This is a genomic window from Hymenobacter algoricola (assembly GCF_039539525.1).
Classification (GTDB): Bacteria; Bacteroidota; Bacteroidia; order Cytophagales; family Hymenobacteraceae; genus Hymenobacter; species Hymenobacter algoricola.
The window spans coordinates 16307-31120 of sequence record NZ_BAABDH010000021.1 but is presented as its reverse complement, the minus strand read 5'-3'; the positions used below and the strand labels follow the sequence as shown (position 1 = coordinate 31120).

The following is a 14814-nucleotide window of genomic DNA, read 5'->3' as shown; positions in this document are numbered from 1 at the left end:
AAGAGGTGGAGCGCGAAGCTGCAAAAAATAAACTGTTCCGGCGCCGCCCCAGCCACGCTTAGGGCACCGCTGCCGGGCGGATAACCAGGGCCGGCAGGGGCGTAAGGTAGAAGGCCTCCTTGTTGGTAAACACCCGCTCGGCGTAGGAGCCCGGGTGCTGGCTGCTGCCGAAGGGCAGGGCCGCCAGCGGAGTAGCGGGGGCCGCGGCGGGCGCGGGCGGCAGGGCAAAGCAGGCGTCGTACACCAGTCCCCGCTCGTCGAGGGGGCCGCTCCAGGCCACGCAATGCACCCTAAAATCCGCTTTGGCGGGCTTGGTGAAGCCCATCGGGATCAGCTTGCGGGTGACCAGGTAGTAGGCCGAGTTCACCTTCACCCGCCGCAGCCGGCAGCCCAGGGCGTTGCTGAGCAGCATCACGCAGCCCGCCGCGTCGTAGCAGTTGAGCTGCAGATGGGCCATGGCCGGGTTGTTCAGGCTGGCCAGCAGCGCCTGCAGGTCCTCGGTGCGGACCACGTACTGCCCGGCGGCCGCGTCGAGGTGGGTGAGGTTGGCATCGGGCAGCATGGGATTGTACTGAAACTTGGTGCGCTGGCTGGCCTCGTCCCGGCTGCCGTACACGAAGCGGGTGACGGCGCTGGCGGCTTCTTCGGGCGTGCGGGCCCCGGCGGCGGCCCGGCAGCTGACGGCCAGCGTGGCCGCCCACAGCTCTTCTTCCCGCGGTCCGCCCCAGGGCAGGCCCGGGGCGCTGAGCACCCAGTACAGCCGGTGGCGGGTGGTGGCAAAACTAACCCAGTTCCCGGCCGGAGCGCGGTATTCCCAGCGCAGCGTGAGGTCGGCGCCCCCCACGGCCGGGGCGGCGGCCGACTGGAAATACAGCTCCACGCCGTGCGTGGCAGCACGGCGCGCCACGGTAGCGGTGGCGGTGCCCAGGCCGGTATGGCTGGCTACCACGCGCAGGGTCACGGAATCGGCCGGGCCGGACAGCTGCAGCCGGGCGCGCACCCCGGGCCGGGTGCGGCCGGCCTTGCCGACGCTGCCGATGGCAAACACCACGCGGGCCGGGCCGGTCGGGGCCGGAGCTGCCGCCGGACCGATGCTCCGCAGAAATTCCAGCGTCTGCAGTATCGGTGGCTGGGCGGGAGCCGGCACCCCGGCGCCCAGCAGCAGCAGGAGCACTACCGTACGCATCAGCCAGCCTGGCTTACCCGCCCGCAGCACCCGCCATTTGCCCGGCCGCATGGCCGGCCGGGGCGGCGGAAAGAAGTTTGCCTGCTTACTTTGTTGCTGCATCAAAAGACGGATTCACGGGAGCCGGGCGAAGCGGCCGGATTTTTCAGGGCTTTAAATATAGCCAGAACCCGCCCGTGTTTTTTCCGCTTGCTCCGGTTTGCTGGCCCCGGCGGCCGGGCAGCGGCCCCGAACCGGCTGCCTACGCCGGCGGCCGGGCAGCCGTGTACCTCTTCCCTCCCACTTTCCCCGGTTATGAAGGCCCTGCTGGTAATTGATATTCAAAACGATTTTCTGCCCGGCGGCAGCCTGGCCGTGGCCGATGGCGACGCCATCATTGCCGTGGTCAACGCCCTGCCGTCGCACTTCGACCTGGTCGTGGCCACCCAGGACTGGCACCCGGCGGCCCACCGCAGCTTTGCCGCCAGCCACCCGGGCCGGCAGCCGTTCGACACCACCGAGCTGGGCGGGCGGCCCCAGGTGCTCTGGCCCACCCACTGCGTGCAGGGTACGCCCGGCGCCGAGCTGGCCGCCGGCCTCGACCAGCACCGCATCGAGGCCATCTTCCGCAAGGGCACCGACCCGGAAATCGACAGCTACAGCGGGTTTTACGACAACGGCCACCTGAAATCCACCGGGCTGGCCGACTACCTGCGCGGCCGCGGCATCACGCAGGTGTACGTGGCTGGCCTGGCCGCCGATTACTGCGTGTTTTTTACGGCCCAGGACGCGCTGCAGGAAGGGTTTGCCACGTTTCTGCTCGAGGATGCCACCCGCGCCATCAGTGCCGAAGGCTGGGCCCGGGCCCGGGCCCAGCTGGTCAGCCAGGGCGGCCACCTCATCCGGAGCACCGACCTGCTGCTCCCCGCCTAGATGACCAGTCCCGAAACCACCGCGCCGCTTATTCTGACCCTGGCGCTGGACGACGCGGCCGCCGCGTTTTTCAACGAGCGGCGGCAGCTCTACTTTCCCAAGGAGCGCAACTACCTGGCCGCCCACCTCACGCTGTTTCACCACCTGCCCGGCACCGAGCAGGCCGGCATTACGGCCCAGCTGCGGCAATATTGCCAGGCATGCAAGCCGCTGCCGCTGCAAGTCAGTGGCCTGCAGTTTCTGGGCCAGGGCGTGGCCTACCGCCTCGAAAGCGCCGCGCTGGAAGCGCTGCACCGCGAGCTGCAGGCGCAGTAGTGGCCCCGGCTTACCCCCCAGGACCAGCAGCGCCGCCGCCCCCACGTGACGGTGCAGAACAAGGTGCCGCCCGCCGCCGCCCGGGCCTTGCATGAGCAGCTGACCGCCGAGTTCACCCCGTTCGAGGCCGTCGGGACGGGGCTGCAGCTGTGGGCCTACCGCGGCGGGCCCTGGGAAGCGCTGGCAACGTTCGGCTTCGGCGGCTAGCGGTTGTTCCGCTGGGCAAACCAGGCGTCGTTTTCGGCCCGGGAAGCCAGCCGCCGCTCCTCCGGCGTGCCGTAGCCCACGTACTGCTCGCCGGCCACCAGCCGGGCCACCGTAGCGGCGGCCAAAGACCCGCCGGGAACCCCGGAGGCGGGCAGGGCGGGCACTTTGCGCTGGGCCCCGGTCAGCTTATCGGCGCGGCGACCCACGATGCTAATGGTGCTGCCGGCCGGCACAAACCGCTCGGCCGGGGCCAAACCGCCGCCGGTAATCAAAACAGTATCTGCGGCAGGACTCATTGGCTGGGGGCAAAGTAGAATCCGAAGTTTCTGTTACCCTGCCAGGCCCGAGTTTATTGGCGGCGCGGCCCACAAAACGGCTGCAAAAAGCTCCTCCGTAGCGGCGCAAAAGCCTTACCTTTACGGGTCCGGAACCAGATGGGCAACGCCGCAGTTGCCTTGATAAGCACTGTTAGCTTTTGCCCTTTCTATGATAAAACTGGAGTACTTCACCCCTGCTGATTTTTCGCAGCTCATTACCTGGATTCACGACGAGTACCTGCTTATGAACTGGTCGGGCGCCATGTTCAGCTTTCCGCTCACCGCCGACAAGCTGGCCTGGTACGTCGAGGACACCAACGACCTGGCCGCTTCCGACGCTTTCATCTACAAGGCCGTGGATACCGCGTCGGGCGCCACGCTGGGCCATATTTCCCTGGGCGGGCTGAGCCGCAAAAACCGCTCGGCCCGCATCAGCCGGGTGCTGGTCGGCGACACGGGCACCCGGGGCCGCGGCATCGGGCAGGCCATGGTGACGGAGGTGCTCAAAATCGGCTTCGAGCAGCTGGGGCTGCACCGCATCGAGCTGGGCGTGTACTCGTCCAATGAAGCGGCCATCCGCTGCTACCAGAAAAGCGGCCTGACCGTGGAAGGCACCTCCCGCGACATTCTCAACTACGACGGCGCGTACTGGAGCCTGGTGGAGATGAGCATGCTGGAGCACGAGTGGCGCGCCCGCTCTGCCCGCTAGCCCTTTACAGCCGGGCGCCGTTGTCGACCACAAACGACTTGAGCAGGCAGAGCATACCCTCCTCAATGGCGGGCAGATGGGCATCCAGAAAGTGGGTGCGGTGGGGGTTGATGTAGCCCGTCAGCCGAACGAAATCAGCCGCCGACAGCCCCTGAAAGCCCATGGACCAGTTGGGAAAGATGCGGTCCGCAATGCCGCCATCCGCCAGCGTAACCACCTGCGCGTGCCGGTAGTCGGCGCGGATGCGGGCGTAGAGGTTCTGCACCACGGCGGCCTCGCCCTCCAGTACCTGCAGAAAGCTGTCGTTGCCGTAGAGCAGCAGCCCGGTGATTCCCAGCTGGTCGTTGTTGGCGCGGGCCTGCCGCAGCAGCTGCCGCAGCTCGGCCAGGGAAGGGTGCCCCACGGCACAGCTCTGGTAGACGATATGGTGCATAAGCTACAGGCGTTTGCCGGTTCCACGGGCTGCCCCGTTTCCCGCTTTGCTACGGGGCTTTCTTCCTCTTATCCGGAAGATAGCCTTTCCGGCGGTGGCAAGCAAGCGGAGCCAGGTTGTGCGGCCGGTACGCCCGCCACAGTTGCTTTGCTGAAGACAGCCTACTGCCGGGCCGGCAAAAACACCTCCGCCAGCATGCACCGCGCGCTGCCGCCCCCGATGGTTTCGATGGTTGGGATGGACAGGGGCAGCAGCTCGGCGTGGCAGCCCAGGCGCCGGCGCTGCCCGGCGGTCAGCGCGTCGAAGGCGCTTTGCGACAGCGCCAGCAGCGGCCCGGGGCCGGCGGCAGGCCGCAGCGTGAGCATATTGCCGGCAAAGTGCGCCACCTGCGCCAGGGTGATGTCGACCAGCTCGTGGCCCGTACCCGTCAGGGCGGCCGCCACCGCTGCCCGCTCGGCCGCGGCACCGATGCTGGCCAGGCAGACCACGGCAAACCCGGCCCCCACGCACATCATCACGTTGGTATGGTAGATTTCGTGGCCCGCGGCGTCGTGCGCCCGAAACGCCACGGGCCGGTAGCCCAGCTGCCCGGCCACCTCGGCAAACAGGCCGGCATCGGTACGGGCCGAAAGGGCCGCGTAGGCCACGCGGTGCTCATGGTCGAAGATGATGCTGCCGGTACCCTCCAGAAACCGGTCCTGCTGCTCGTAGCCGGATAAGTCGACGACCTCGCGGAGGACAAACTCCCGGCCCAGCGCGGCCAGAATGTCGGGGCGGCGCTCGGGGCGGCGGTTCGGGGCGCACATCGGGTACAGCAGCACGCGGCCGTCGGGGTGCAGGGTAAGCCAGTTGTTGGGAAACACGGCGTCGGGCTTGGCCGGCGCGGGCGTGTCGTCGAATACCAGCACCCGCACGCCCCGGCCCCGGAGCGTGGCCACCACGGCGTCGAACTCGGCAAAGGCGCGGGCCTGCCCGGCGGCTTCGTCGAGGCCGGCAATGGCCTGCTGGAAATGGTTGGACGGGGCCGTGTCCGCATTAAAGCCGAAGCGGGCGGGGCGAACCAGAAAGACGGTGGAAGCAGCTTGCATAGACAAAGCAAGGCAACTGGGCCGACTCCGTGGCTTCACCTGGTTACGAGGCTACCCGCCCGGGCTACAGCTGCTTGGCCAGCAGCAGGCCGCCGTAGGAATGGCCGTTCACGTTCAGGCCCTGAATCGGGGTAAAGGAGTAGCCAGTGCGGCGCGCCGACTTGTGCAGCTGGGGCACCACGATGCCGGCCGTAGCCCCGATGGCGTAGCCCACGATGTTGTCGGAGAGAAAGTGCTTGCCGGCCTCCATGCGCGAATACGCCACCACGGCCGGCACCAGCGCCGCGGCCCCCCACACGAACGGCTGGGCCGGCGAGTCAGGGTTGAAATCGTGGAACACCTTGGCGGCAAAGAACGTGGCCGTGGCCGTGTGACCGGTATGACCGGCGAAAAAGGAGTTGGTGGAAATCTTGCTGGTGCGCTTGGTGCCTCCTTCCGGCCCGTAGAGGAAAGGGCGGTAGCGATACACGGTGCCTACCGTCATGGTAAACAGGGCGGCGGTAATGGCCATCGTTTCCACGTACAGGCCCAGCACCTGCCCGTATTTGCCGCGCACCCCCGGGTTCAGCGCCAGCAGGCCCGGCGCCACCACCAGGGAGCCGTAGCAGGTAATGTCGCTCACCAGCTGGGCCCGGTCGCTGTAGCGGCCGGCCGCAAACCGGTCGAATTTGGGAATGTCATTCCTGTCGAGGGCAGCCGACTCCGCTTCGGACAGGCCGCTCTTCTGCTGCACCAGGTACAGCCCGGTGGCATTGATGGCCCCCAGCCCCAGGATAATGGGGCCATCGACGGCGAAACGGGTGTGGTAGGGCGAAGCGGTAGCCCGCTGGGCCGTGGCCGCCGGGCCGGCCCCCAGCAGCAGGACACCCGACAGGCAGAGAGAAAGGAGTGACTTCATGGCAAAGGACAAGGGATAAAGGAGGAGATGCAGCCCCAACGCAGAAATCTACAGTTGGGTTAGACTCCCGCCCCCGCGCCACCCTACTTCTGCCCTCCCCCACCCAGCGGCAGGGCTTGCCGCTGCTTGCCTGCACCGGAGCAACCGGGCTCAGACGGCGTAAGCCAGCGCGAGCCCGGCAAATAATTATGCGCATGAATAAAGCTTGCAGTAAAGCTTGCAGTAAAGCGGGGTACGGGGCGGTAATGGCGTCGTACTAACACAGATGGAATAGTTCGGCCCGGCATTGCCTGCCGCCCGCGCCGCCCCGGGTACGGCTGTATTACCGGCCCCGCATAACATTCCCCGGAACGGAGCGGTATTACTGCCCAGCACCATCCGCGGCCGCCCCACCACCACTGCCCGCCCGGGCCGGCTGCTTCAGCATTTCTCACTATCGACTTATGGCTCCGCAACCCACCGGCCCGCACTCCGCTCCTGTTACCCCGCCGGCGGCCGCCCCGGCCCTCATCGTACTGGCCGGCGCCACGGGGGCTCTGGGTCTGCTCATTGCCCACCAGCTCCGGCAGCGGGGCGCCACCGTGCGGGCCCTGGTGCGCCCGGCCGCCAGCCCCAAGGCCGAAGCCGAGTCGCTGCGGCTGCAGGGCGTGGAAGTGCTGGCCGTTGACTATACTGACGCCGCGGCGCTGACCCGGGCCTGCACCGGTGCCACCTGCGTGGTGTCGGCCCTATCGGGGCTGCGGGAGGTAATCGTGGAGGCCCAGACGCAGCTGCTGGAAGCCGCCGTGGCCGCCGGCGTGCCGCGCTTCATTCCCTCCGACTACTCCGCCGACTTCACCCGCCTGCCCGAGGGCTCCAACCGCAACTTCGACCTGCGCCGGGAGTTTATGCGCCGGGTTGATAAAGCCCCCATCCAGGCCACTTCCATCCTCAACGGCATGTTTGCCGACCTGCTCACGGGGCAGGCCCCGGTGGTGCTGGCGGGCCCGAAGCGGGTGCTCTACTGGGGCGACGCCGACCAGCCCCTGGACTTCACCACGATGGTAAATACCGCCGAGTTCACCGCCGCCGCCGCCCTCGATGCTACCACGCCCCGCTACCTGCGCGTGGCCGGCGAAGTGGCCAGCCCCCGCGACCTGCGGGCCACCGCCACGGCCGCCACGGGCCGGGAGTTCAAGCTGTTGCGGGCCGGCAGCCTGGGATTTCTGGGCACCATGATCAAGGTAACCAAGACGCTGATGCCCGCCCAAGACGACGTGTTTCCGCCCTGGCAGGGCATGCAGTACCTGCACAACATGCTCAGCGGACAGGCTAAGCTGGCCGAGCCCCTCGACAACGGCCGCTACCCCGACATCCGCTGGACCAAGGTGCGGGATGTGCTGGCCGGGAGCAAGTAGCGCAGGGGCCGAACAATCAGACCGGAAAAGGCCTGCCGATACGTTATCGACAGGCCTTTTCCTGCATATTACGCCGGGCTATTGCCGGGTTAACAGCCACTTAAAGACGACGCCTTTGAACTCGTCGGTGGTGATATCGAGTTTCTCGGCACCGGTTTTTGCCTTCGGTTTCCCGTAGGGCCGCTGGTTGCCGGCGGCGTCCACTACGATCAGGTTCTGGAAGGGAATGAGGACGTACAGATGGTCGCAGGGCCGGCAGCTGCTGGTAAAGACGCTCAGGTCGGCCCAGGGCTGGCTGATGAGCAGGGTCGGCAGCACGGGGCGGCCGTTGCGGATCAGGCTCACCTGGGCGTCTTTAAACCGGTAGCGCACCGGCTCCGGGCAGTCGGCCGCGGAACCCACGCGCAGGGTAACCAGCGGGTTCCAGGGGGCGCCCGCGGCCGTTACTTCCCCGCTTTTGAGCACCACCTTGAGCACGGGCAGGGCGCAGCTGGTTTGGGCCCGGGTCGCGGGGGCCGCCCTGGCTAGCAGAATCAGGATCGGCAGCAAGTGCTTGAGCATCGGCAAAGGCGGTGGAAAGCGGAAGATAAGGCCCTGACGGCCACCGGAGCCCGGCAGGGCCGCGTCCTGTTTTGGCGCCTGGAATGAACAACCCCGGCGCAGGTTGCTGGCTGACTGGTAAATACCAGCGCAGGGACGGCAGCCTGGGAAGGGGGAAGCTGGAACCGCCCCGCCGAGGTTGGCCGGCGGGGCGGATTTGCCGCCCGGCTGTTCAGGGCGAAGGTGGCACCCGGCACAGCCGGGCAACGGCGGGGGACTGGTCACGAGCTACCAGCTTGCGCCGGTTTGGGGCCCGATGACTTAGTTGACCGTGGGCGGGGTCGGTTTGGCCGGGGCCTTGGTGACGTAGTGCTGATTGAAGAACTTCTTGTCGAAGTAAGTGGCGGCCTGGGCGGGCTGCTCGTCGAAGAGCAGGCCCAGGGTGCGGGCATTGCGGGAAAGCTGCCGGGTGAGCAGGGCCCGCTCGGTGCGGGAGCCCAGCCGGGCGTCGGCCTGCTGCTGCTTCTGGCCCGACTGGGTTTGCAGGGCCGCCAGCAGCGCGTCGCGATGTCGGGTGTAGGTAGCCTTGAAGTCGGCTTCGAAGCTCTGCCCGACCTCGCGCAGGGCCGTGTCGAAGCGCTCCAGCAGGCCCGGCCAGGCGGAGTGGCCGGCCTTGTAGTACTCTTCGGCGCCGCCGGGATAGAAGCGCACGCGCTGGGCTTTGTCGCGGAGCTTGTAGTCGATGTAGTCGCGGCCCTCGCCGGCCAGCCACTGCACCAGCGCCTTTTTGGCCGCCTCCAGGGTGAGCGTGGTGCCCTTGCCGGTGCTGCGGGCCGTGCCCGCCTGGCTCCGCTCGCCGAAGTAGGCCTCGTAGCGCGCTTCAGTGGCGGCAATCAGGGCCGTAAAACGGTCCTGGTCGTTGCCCTGGCGCAGTCGCTCCAGGTGGTCGCGCGTACCTGCCTCCAGCTCCTCAAAGCTGATGACGTCGTCGGCAAACCAGTCGCCGAATAATTTATCAAATGCCAACATAAAACAACTATAAAGTGGGAGTTATAGCAGCTTAGCGAACGGTGTAGCTGTTTTCCTGTCAACTGCGTAAGCCCTTGCTATGCAAGCCCATTCTTTGGATTTGCGCCAGCGTATCGCGCAGGCGTGTGCCATGCCGGGGGCCCGGCAGGTACAGGTAGCCGCCCGCTTTTGCGTGAGCGTGGCCTTTGTGGGCAAGCTGCTGCGCCGCCAGCGGCAGACAGGCGTGGTGGCCGCGCTGCCGGGCCGGGGCGGGCGGGCCCGCTACCTGGACGCGACAGCACAGGCCTGGCTCGTGGCGCGGATCGAGCAAGTGCCTGACCTGACGCTGGCTGAGTTGCGCACGGCTTGGGTGGCGGCCGGTGGGCGGCCCGTGTGTTTGCCCGTGCTCTGGCGCGTACTCGACGAGCACGGGCTGCGGCGCAAAAAAAAGCCTGCACGCCACGGAACGGGACACTGAGCGGGTGCACGCGCGACGCGGTCAGCACGTGGAAGCGGTAGCGGCCCGGGCCGACGTGCACCGCTTTCATTGTCTCGATGAAACGGGCCTGCGCCTGGATTACAGCCGTCGCTATGGCCGGGCCCGGGGTAGTCGGCGCGTGGCTGGGGCCGTGCCGCTGCGCCGGGGCCGCTCGCTGACCTTGATCGGCGCCTTGTCGGTACGGGGGCTACACGGGGTGCAGCTGCTGGAAGGCGCGCTCAACCACCGCCGTTTTGCCCTGTATATCGTCCGCATGCTGGCCCCGCAACTGCGTCGGGGTGCTGTGTTGGTGCTCGACAACCTGCCCGTGCATCACCTCTCGGGCGTACGCCAATGGCTGGCGCGGCGCGGCATTGAATTGCTTTTTTTGCCGCCCTATTCGCCCGACTTTACGCCCGTCGAACAGGCCTGGAGCAAACTCAAGACCCGGTTGCGACAAGCCCAGGCCCGCACCTACCAAGCCCTGAAAGAAGCGGTGCAGGACGCCATCGACTGGATCAGCAGCGACGGTGCCAAGGCCTGGTTCAATCACTGCGGCTATCACGTACACCGTTCATGAATCCGCTATAGCAGTTTCGCGAACAGTGTAGCGGTTGCATTCGCTCCGGTCGGACGGCTTTTTCCGCCGTCCGACCGGTCGTTGTAGGCCCGATGTATTTATCGGCAGCCAGCGACGACCGGTCCGACGGCGAAAAGCCGTCAGACCGGGTACACCGTTCACGAAACCGCTATATTTTATACAGCTTAGTTAATTACTCGTTCGTTCCCGGAATCTGCACCCCACGCTCCCGCGCCACGTCCTGGGCTATTTCATACCCCGCATCGGCGTGGCGCAGAACGCCCATGCCGGGGTCAGTAGTTAATACCCGCTTGAGGCGCTCGGCTTTTTCGGGGGTCCCGGTGGCTACTATCACCATGCCGGAGTGGGTGGAGTTGCCGATGCCCACGCCGCCGCCGTTGTGCAGAGATACCCAGTCGGCGCCGCTGGCGCAGTTGGCCAGGGCATTGAGCAGGGGCCAGTCGGCCACGGCGTCGGAGCCGTCCTTCATGCCTTCGGTTTCGCGGTTGGGCGAGGCCACGGAGCCGCAGTCGAGGTGGTCGCGGCCGATGACGATGGGGGCCGACACTTCGCCCCGGGCCACGAGGTCGTTGATGACCAGGCCGAACTTCTCCCGCTCGCCGTAGCCCAGCCAGCACACGCGGGCGGGCAGGCCGATGAAGGGGACTTTGGCCTGGGCCTTTTCGATCCAGCGGGCCAGCATCTTGTTGTCGGGGAAGGTTTCGAGCAGGGCGCGGTCGATGCGCAGGATGTCCTGGGGGTCGCCGCTGAGGGCGGCCCAGCGGAACGGGCCCTTGCCTTCGCAGAACAGCGGGCGGATGTAGCCGGGCACGAAGCCGGGATACAGAAACTGCCCGTTTTCGTCGCGCACCTTCAGGCCGCCCTTCTCGGCCTGCCCGCGCAGGTTGTTGCCGTAGTCGAGGGCCACGGACCCGGCGGTCTGCAGATCGATGATGGCCTGGCAGTGCTTCATGATGGAGGCCAGCGCCCGGCACCTGAACTCGGCGGGGTCATTGGCGCGCAGGGCCAGCACCTCACTCACGTCGCCTTCGGGCAGGTAGTCCATCAGGTCGTGGGCCGAGGTCTGGTCGGTGACGATGTCCACCTTGAAGCCCCGGGCCAGCAGCTCGGGCAGCACGGTGGCCGCGTTGCCGGTCAGGCCCACCGACCAGCCGATGCCATCTTCCTTCGACTGCGTGCAGATCTGGAGGGCGTGGTCGAGGTCCCGGGCCTGGGCGTCGAGGTAACCCTCGCGCACCTTCTGCTGCACCCGCTCGTCGATGGGCTCGATGACCAGGCAGACGCCGTCGTTCATAGTCACGGACAGCGGCTGGGCCCCGCTCATGCCACCCAGTCCGGCCGTGACGGTGATGGTACCGCGCAGGGTGCCGCCGAAGTGCTTGTCGGCCACGGCGGCGAAGGTTTCGTAGGTGCCCTGCAGAATGCCCTGGGTGGCAATGTAGATCCAGGAGCCGGCCGTCATCTGCCCGTACATCATCAGGCCCAGCTTGTCGAGCTCATCGAAGTACTCCTGGGTGCTCCAGGCGGGAACGATATTGGAATTGGCAATGAGCACCCGCGGGGCGTGGGCCCAGGTGCGCAGCACGCCCACGGCCTTGCCACTCTGCACCAGCATGGTTTCGTCGGGCTCCAGGTTTTTCAGGGTTTTGACGATGGTCTGGTACTCCTTCCAGTTGCGGGCCGCGCGGCCGGCGCCGCCGTATACGATCAGCTCGTCGTAGACCAGGCTCACGGCCGGGTCGAGGTTGTTTTCCAGCATCCGCAGGGCCGCCTCGGCCTCCCAGGTTTTGCAGCGCAGGGTGGTGCCGTGCTGGGCCTTTACCGTTTCCTCGGGCTTATACTCGTAGAACATGGGCCGCGTGGTAGCCCCTCCCCCGGCCCCTCCCCTTTTGGGAGGGGTGCCAGACGTAGTTTTATCGGACTGGCTGTTGGCTTCAAGATTGAACTCGGGGGTGTTGGGGGCAGAGTGCGGCATGGGTGGGAATCGGGACGGTGAGTGGGGTAGCAAGTTATATTTTTCGCCCTTCCCTCCCACTGCCCCCGGGGCGCTGCGCAGCAGGTATTCGGCTGCCCACCTTGCCGGCGGCACCGGCAGCCAGGGCGGCCCCGGACTCAGCTCCTTCCTGAAGCAGCCAAATCACGACTATCCACTGCAATACCGGCCAAAGGCCATTCAGGTGCTTTGCAATATTTATTTTCCCAAAAACAGATATTATTTATTGCTTATCAATAAATATTCAATTTCTTTGTGGCAGTAGAAAGTTCACCCCAGCCCCGCTATCCATGAGCCTACTGACCTCCCGACAACGATATACCACTTGGGTAATCACGTCGCTGCGCTACATATTTCTGTTTATGAGCATCGCCGGCTCCATTGCGCTGGCTTACTACCTCCTGCTGGCCGTATTCGACCCTAAGCAGCCGACCGACGTGGTTACACTGAGCGTGCGCCAGAAAAGCATGGACTGGGATGCTGAGCCCTTGCGGGCTACCGAGCAGCAGGTGGCCCGCGGCGGTGCCGTACAATTGGTCCGGCTGGGCACCACCAGCCGGCTGGTGTACCGGGAGCCCAATGTGGCCCGGCGCTTCGTGCTGCGGCTGATGAACTCCCAGCCCCAGCCGGTGCCCTACGTGCTGGCGACGCTGCTGTTCTGCATCCTGCTCTACCGGATCCTGCGCGACATCCGGCCCGGGGTGCCCTTCACCCCGGCCAACGTGCGGCGCCTGCGTTGGCTGGGGCTGCTGTTCGCCACCTGCGACCTGTATAAGCTGACGGCCACGTGGTGGATGCGGCACCATCTGGCCCAGGTGGCCCCCAGCCTGGCCGCCGATCTGGTGCCCGATACGTACTTCAGCTCGTCGTTGGTGGCCAACTGGCTGATCGGCCTGATGCTGGTTATCATCGCGGCCGGCTACGAGCGGGGCGTGGAACTGACGGAGGAAGCTGAACTAACCGTCTGAATCATGGCAATCATCGTCCGACTTGATGTGATGCTGGCGCGGCGCAAAATGTCGCTCAGCGCCCTGGCCGCCGCCGTGGACATCACCCTGGCCAACCTGTCCATTCTGAAAAGCGACAAGGCCAAGGCCATTCGCTTTACTACCCTCGAAGCCATCTGCCAGGCCCTGCAGTGCCAGCCCGGCGACCTGCTCGAATACGTGCCCGACGACAGCCCGTCGCCGCCGTCCGGCTAGCCCTTGCCCCTGCTTTGCGGATATGCTTACCCTCTGCCGAAAACCGGCAGCCGGCTTCTTCATGCCCATTTTTTCCACCTTTTTTATCCTACCATCATGCTACCGCGCCTTTCTTCCTCCCTTCTCCTGCTGAGTCTGCTCACCCTCTCCTGCACGACCCAGGCCCAGAACAAGACCAAGCCGTTTGATGCCGTGATTGGCCAGTATGTCAAGGCCGGGCAGTTCAACGGCACCGTGCTGGTGGCCGAGCATGGCAAAGTGGTGTTCAGCAAGGGCTACGGCCTGGCCAACCGCGAGTGGAGCCAGCCCAACGCCGCCGATACCAGGTTCCGCATTGGCTCCCTGACCAAGCAGTTCACGGCCATGCTGGTGATGCAGCTGGTGGAAAAAGGCCAGCTGAAGCTCGACGCCCCCATCAGCACCTACCTGCCCGACTACCCCAAGCCCGGCGGCGACCGAATCACGCTGCACCACCTGCTCACACACACCGCCGGCATCCCGAACTACACGGCCCAGCCCACCTTTAAAGCGGCCAGCATTCAGCCCACCACGCCGACGGCCTTTGTAAGCAGCTTTGCTTCGCTGCCGCTGGAGTTTGCGCCCGGCGCCTCCTACCACTACTCCAACTCGGGCTACTTCCTGCTGGGCACCATCATCGAAAAGGTAACCGGCAAGCCCTACGCCCAGGTGCTGAGCGAGCAGATTCTGCAGCCCCTGCGCATGCAGGACACTGGCTACGACCTGCCCGGCACCGTGCTGCCCCGGCGCGCCGCCGGCTATGACCGCAACGGGCAGGAGTACGCCAACATCCCCTATATCGATATGGGCGTACCCTACGCGGCCGGCGCGCTCTACTCCACCGTGCAGGACCTCTACAAGTGGGACCAGGCGCTCTACACCACTCAGCTGCTGTCGGAAGCGGGTAAGGCGACGATGTTCAGGCCGGTGAAGAACGGCTACGGCTACGCCTGGATTACCAGTAAAGGCGTGATGGACAAGGATACGGTGAGCCTGCTCTGGCACAACGGCCGCGTCAACGGCTTCGGCGCCAACCTGATGCGCGCCCCGCAGGACCGCAACCTGGTAGTGCTGCTCGATAATGAAGGCGGCGCGCACGTGGAGGATATGACGATGGATCTGATGCGCGTGCTCTACGGCCGCCCCGCCACGGGCCCGAAAGCCGCGCCGGCCGCGCCCAAGGCCATTGCCGTGAATGCCACCACGCTCAGCACGTACACGGGCAAATATGCATTGGCTCCCACGTTTGTCCTGACCGTGACCACGGAAAATGGCCAACTGTTCGCCCAGGCCACCGGCCAGCCGCGCTTCCCGCTGGTGCCCACGGCCCCGGACCGCTTCACGGTGGCTTCCATTCAGGCCGAGCTGGAATTCGTGAAAAACACCGGCGGCACGGTGGAGAAAGTAATCCTGCACCAGGGCGGCCAGCACTCGCCGGGCGCGAAAGTGGAATAAGGTGCACCCCGGCGCGGCAGTTGTGCGTACTGACTGGCTCCAACCAATCCTTTCGAA

General features: G+C 66.1%; 16 protein-coding genes and 1 pseudogene. 9 read left to right on the top strand and 8 right to left on the bottom strand.

Features of this window, described 5'->3' with window-relative positions:
- Window positions 1-58: 58 nt before the first annotated feature.
- Window positions 59-1186 carry a hypothetical protein gene (locus ABD842_RS06745; protein ID WP_345111827.1) on the bottom strand — a complete coding sequence of 376 codons (1128 nt, stop codon included), beginning with the start codon at window positions 1184-1186 and terminating at the stop codon, window positions 59-61.
- A 294-nt stretch (window positions 1187-1480) separates the two neighbouring features.
- Between ABD842_RS06745 and pncA the strand changes: the two genes are divergently transcribed.
- Together pncA and ABD842_RS06735 are read left to right on the top strand one after the other, a co-directional pair.
- Window positions 1481-2098 (top strand): bifunctional nicotinamidase/pyrazinamidase, encoded by a 618-nt coding sequence (gene pncA, locus ABD842_RS06740; RefSeq protein WP_345111824.1) that lies wholly within the window; start codon window positions 1481-1483, stop codon window positions 2096-2098.
- Window positions 2099-2620: pseudogene (locus ABD842_RS06735) on the top strand (2'-5' RNA ligase family protein). It begins immediately after the preceding gene.
- Here ABD842_RS06735 and ABD842_RS06730 read toward each other — a convergent pair.
- Window positions 2617-2916: a Rossmann-fold NAD(P)-binding domain-containing protein gene (locus ABD842_RS06730; RefSeq protein ID WP_345111822.1), complete on the bottom strand. Its 300-nt coding sequence runs from the start codon at window positions 2914-2916 to the stop codon at window positions 2617-2619. The pseudogene ABD842_RS06735 and the gene ABD842_RS06730 overlap by 4 nt on opposite strands.
- 190 nt (window positions 2917-3106) lie before the next feature.
- Between ABD842_RS06730 and ABD842_RS06725 the strand changes: the two genes are divergently transcribed.
- Window positions 3107-3646 (top strand): GNAT family N-acetyltransferase, encoded by a 540-nt coding sequence (locus ABD842_RS06725; protein WP_345111820.1) that lies wholly within the window; start codon window positions 3107-3109, stop codon window positions 3644-3646.
- Between the two features lie 4 nt (window positions 3647-3650).
- On the opposite strand, the gene ABD842_RS06720 is transcribed toward ABD842_RS06725, so the two are convergent.
- The 3 genes from ABD842_RS06720 to ABD842_RS06710 form a co-directional block, all read right to left on the bottom strand.
- Window positions 3651-4079: a BLUF domain-containing protein gene (locus ABD842_RS06720; RefSeq protein WP_345111817.1), complete on the bottom strand. Its 429-nt coding sequence runs from the start codon at window positions 4077-4079 to the stop codon at window positions 3651-3653.
- A gap of 161 nt (window positions 4080-4240) precedes the next feature.
- Window positions 4241-5167: a citrulline utilization hydrolase CtlX gene (gene ctlX, locus ABD842_RS06715; RefSeq protein ID WP_345111814.1), complete on the bottom strand. Its 927-nt coding sequence runs from the start codon at window positions 5165-5167 to the stop codon at window positions 4241-4243.
- Window positions 5168-5231: 64 nt separating this feature from the next.
- The gene (locus ABD842_RS06710; protein WP_345111811.1) at window positions 5232-6065 is read right to left on the bottom strand and encodes a phosphatase PAP2 family protein; all 834 of its coding nucleotides are present in this window, start codon (window positions 6063-6065) and stop codon (window positions 5232-5234) included.
- 443 nt (window positions 6066-6508) lie between these two features.
- Here ABD842_RS06710 and ABD842_RS06705 point away from each other — a divergent pair, with 443 nt between their 5' ends.
- Window positions 6509-7462: an NmrA family NAD(P)-binding protein gene (locus tag ABD842_RS06705; protein WP_345111808.1), complete on the top strand. Its 954-nt coding sequence runs from the start codon at window positions 6509-6511 to the stop codon at window positions 7460-7462.
- A gap of 78 nt (window positions 7463-7540) precedes the next feature.
- On the opposite strand, the gene ABD842_RS06700 is transcribed toward ABD842_RS06705, so the two are convergent.
- Window positions 7541-8023, bottom strand: a complete 483-nt coding sequence (locus tag ABD842_RS06700; protein WP_345111807.1) for a hypothetical protein — start codon at window positions 8021-8023, stop codon at window positions 7541-7543.
- A gap of 300 nt (window positions 8024-8323) precedes the next feature.
- Window positions 8324-9031, bottom strand: coding sequence for a hypothetical protein (locus ABD842_RS06695; RefSeq protein WP_345111805.1), 708 nt, complete (start codon window positions 9029-9031; stop codon window positions 8324-8326).
- Window positions 9032-9131: 100 nt separating this feature from the next.
- Between ABD842_RS06695 and ABD842_RS06690 the strand changes: the two genes are divergently transcribed.
- Window positions 9132-9488 (top strand): hypothetical protein, encoded by a 357-nt coding sequence (locus ABD842_RS06690; RefSeq protein ID WP_345111803.1) that lies wholly within the window; start codon window positions 9132-9134, stop codon window positions 9486-9488.
- 4 nt (window positions 9489-9492) lie between these two features.
- The gene (locus tag ABD842_RS06685; RefSeq protein WP_345111801.1) at window positions 9493-10068 is read left to right on the top strand and encodes an IS630 family transposase; all 576 of its coding nucleotides are present in this window, start codon (window positions 9493-9495) and stop codon (window positions 10066-10068) included.
- A 193-nt stretch (window positions 10069-10261) separates the two neighbouring features.
- Here the strand turns inward: ABD842_RS06685 and hutU are convergent, their stop codons facing one another.
- On the bottom strand, window positions 10262-12064 hold the full coding sequence (gene hutU, locus ABD842_RS06680) for a urocanate hydratase (RefSeq protein WP_345111799.1): 1803 nt from the start codon (window positions 12062-12064) through the stop codon (window positions 10262-10264).
- 308 nt (window positions 12065-12372) lie between these two features.
- Here hutU and ABD842_RS06675 point away from each other — a divergent pair, with 308 nt between their 5' ends.
- The 3 genes from ABD842_RS06675 (at window position 12373) to ABD842_RS06665 (ending at window position 14757) form a co-directional block, all read left to right on the top strand.
- Complete coding sequence (locus tag ABD842_RS06675; protein WP_345111798.1) at window positions 12373-13050, top strand: DUF2975 domain-containing protein; 678 nt, start codon at window positions 12373-12375, stop codon at window positions 13048-13050.
- A gap of 3 nt (window positions 13051-13053) precedes the next feature.
- Complete coding sequence (locus ABD842_RS06670) at window positions 13054-13284, top strand: helix-turn-helix domain-containing protein (protein WP_345111795.1); 231 nt, start codon at window positions 13054-13056, stop codon at window positions 13282-13284.
- 96 nt (window positions 13285-13380) lie between these two features.
- Window positions 13381-14757: a serine hydrolase gene (locus ABD842_RS06665; protein WP_345111793.1), complete on the top strand. Its 1377-nt coding sequence runs from the start codon at window positions 13381-13383 to the stop codon at window positions 14755-14757.
- Window positions 14758-14814: the final 57 nt, after the last annotated feature.

Excerpts from the sequence above, each read along its gene's own strand:
- ABD842_RS06745 (WP_345111827.1), bottom strand. The coding sequence starts at position 1,186 with ATGCGTACGGTAGTGCTCCTGCTGCTGCTGGGCGCCGGGGTGCCGGCT.
- pncA (WP_345111824.1), top strand. The coding sequence starts at position 1,481 with ATGAAGGCCCTGCTGGTAATTGATATTCAAAACGATTTTCTGCCCGGC.
- ABD842_RS06730 (WP_345111822.1), bottom strand. The coding sequence starts at position 2,916 with ATGAGTCCTGCCGCAGATACTGTTTTGATTACCGGCGGCGGTTTGGCC.
- ABD842_RS06725 (WP_345111820.1), top strand. The coding sequence starts at position 3,107 with ATGATAAAACTGGAGTACTTCACCCCTGCTGATTTTTCGCAGCTCATT.
- ABD842_RS06720 (WP_345111817.1), bottom strand. The coding sequence starts at position 4,079 with ATGCACCATATCGTCTACCAGAGCTGTGCCGTGGGGCACCCTTCCCTG.
- ctlX (WP_345111814.1), bottom strand. The coding sequence starts at position 5,167 with ATGCAAGCTGCTTCCACCGTCTTTCTGGTTCGCCCCGCCCGCTTCGGC.
- ABD842_RS06710 (WP_345111811.1), bottom strand. The coding sequence starts at position 6,065 with ATGAAGTCACTCCTTTCTCTCTGCCTGTCGGGTGTCCTGCTGCTGGGG.
- ABD842_RS06705 (WP_345111808.1), top strand. The coding sequence starts at position 6,509 with ATGGCTCCGCAACCCACCGGCCCGCACTCCGCTCCTGTTACCCCGCCG.
- ABD842_RS06700 (WP_345111807.1), bottom strand. The coding sequence starts at position 8,023 with ATGCTCAAGCACTTGCTGCCGATCCTGATTCTGCTAGCCAGGGCGGCC.
- ABD842_RS06695 (WP_345111805.1), bottom strand. The coding sequence starts at position 9,031 with ATGTTGGCATTTGATAAATTATTCGGCGACTGGTTTGCCGACGACGTC.
- hutU (WP_345111799.1), bottom strand. The coding sequence starts at position 12,064 with ATGCCGCACTCTGCCCCCAACACCCCCGAGTTCAATCTTGAAGCCAAC.
- ABD842_RS06675 (WP_345111798.1), top strand. The coding sequence starts at position 12,373 with ATGAGCCTACTGACCTCCCGACAACGATATACCACTTGGGTAATCACG.
- ABD842_RS06670 (WP_345111795.1), top strand. The coding sequence starts at position 13,054 with ATGGCAATCATCGTCCGACTTGATGTGATGCTGGCGCGGCGCAAAATG.
- ABD842_RS06665 (WP_345111793.1), top strand. The coding sequence starts at position 13,381 with ATGCTACCGCGCCTTTCTTCCTCCCTTCTCCTGCTGAGTCTGCTCACC.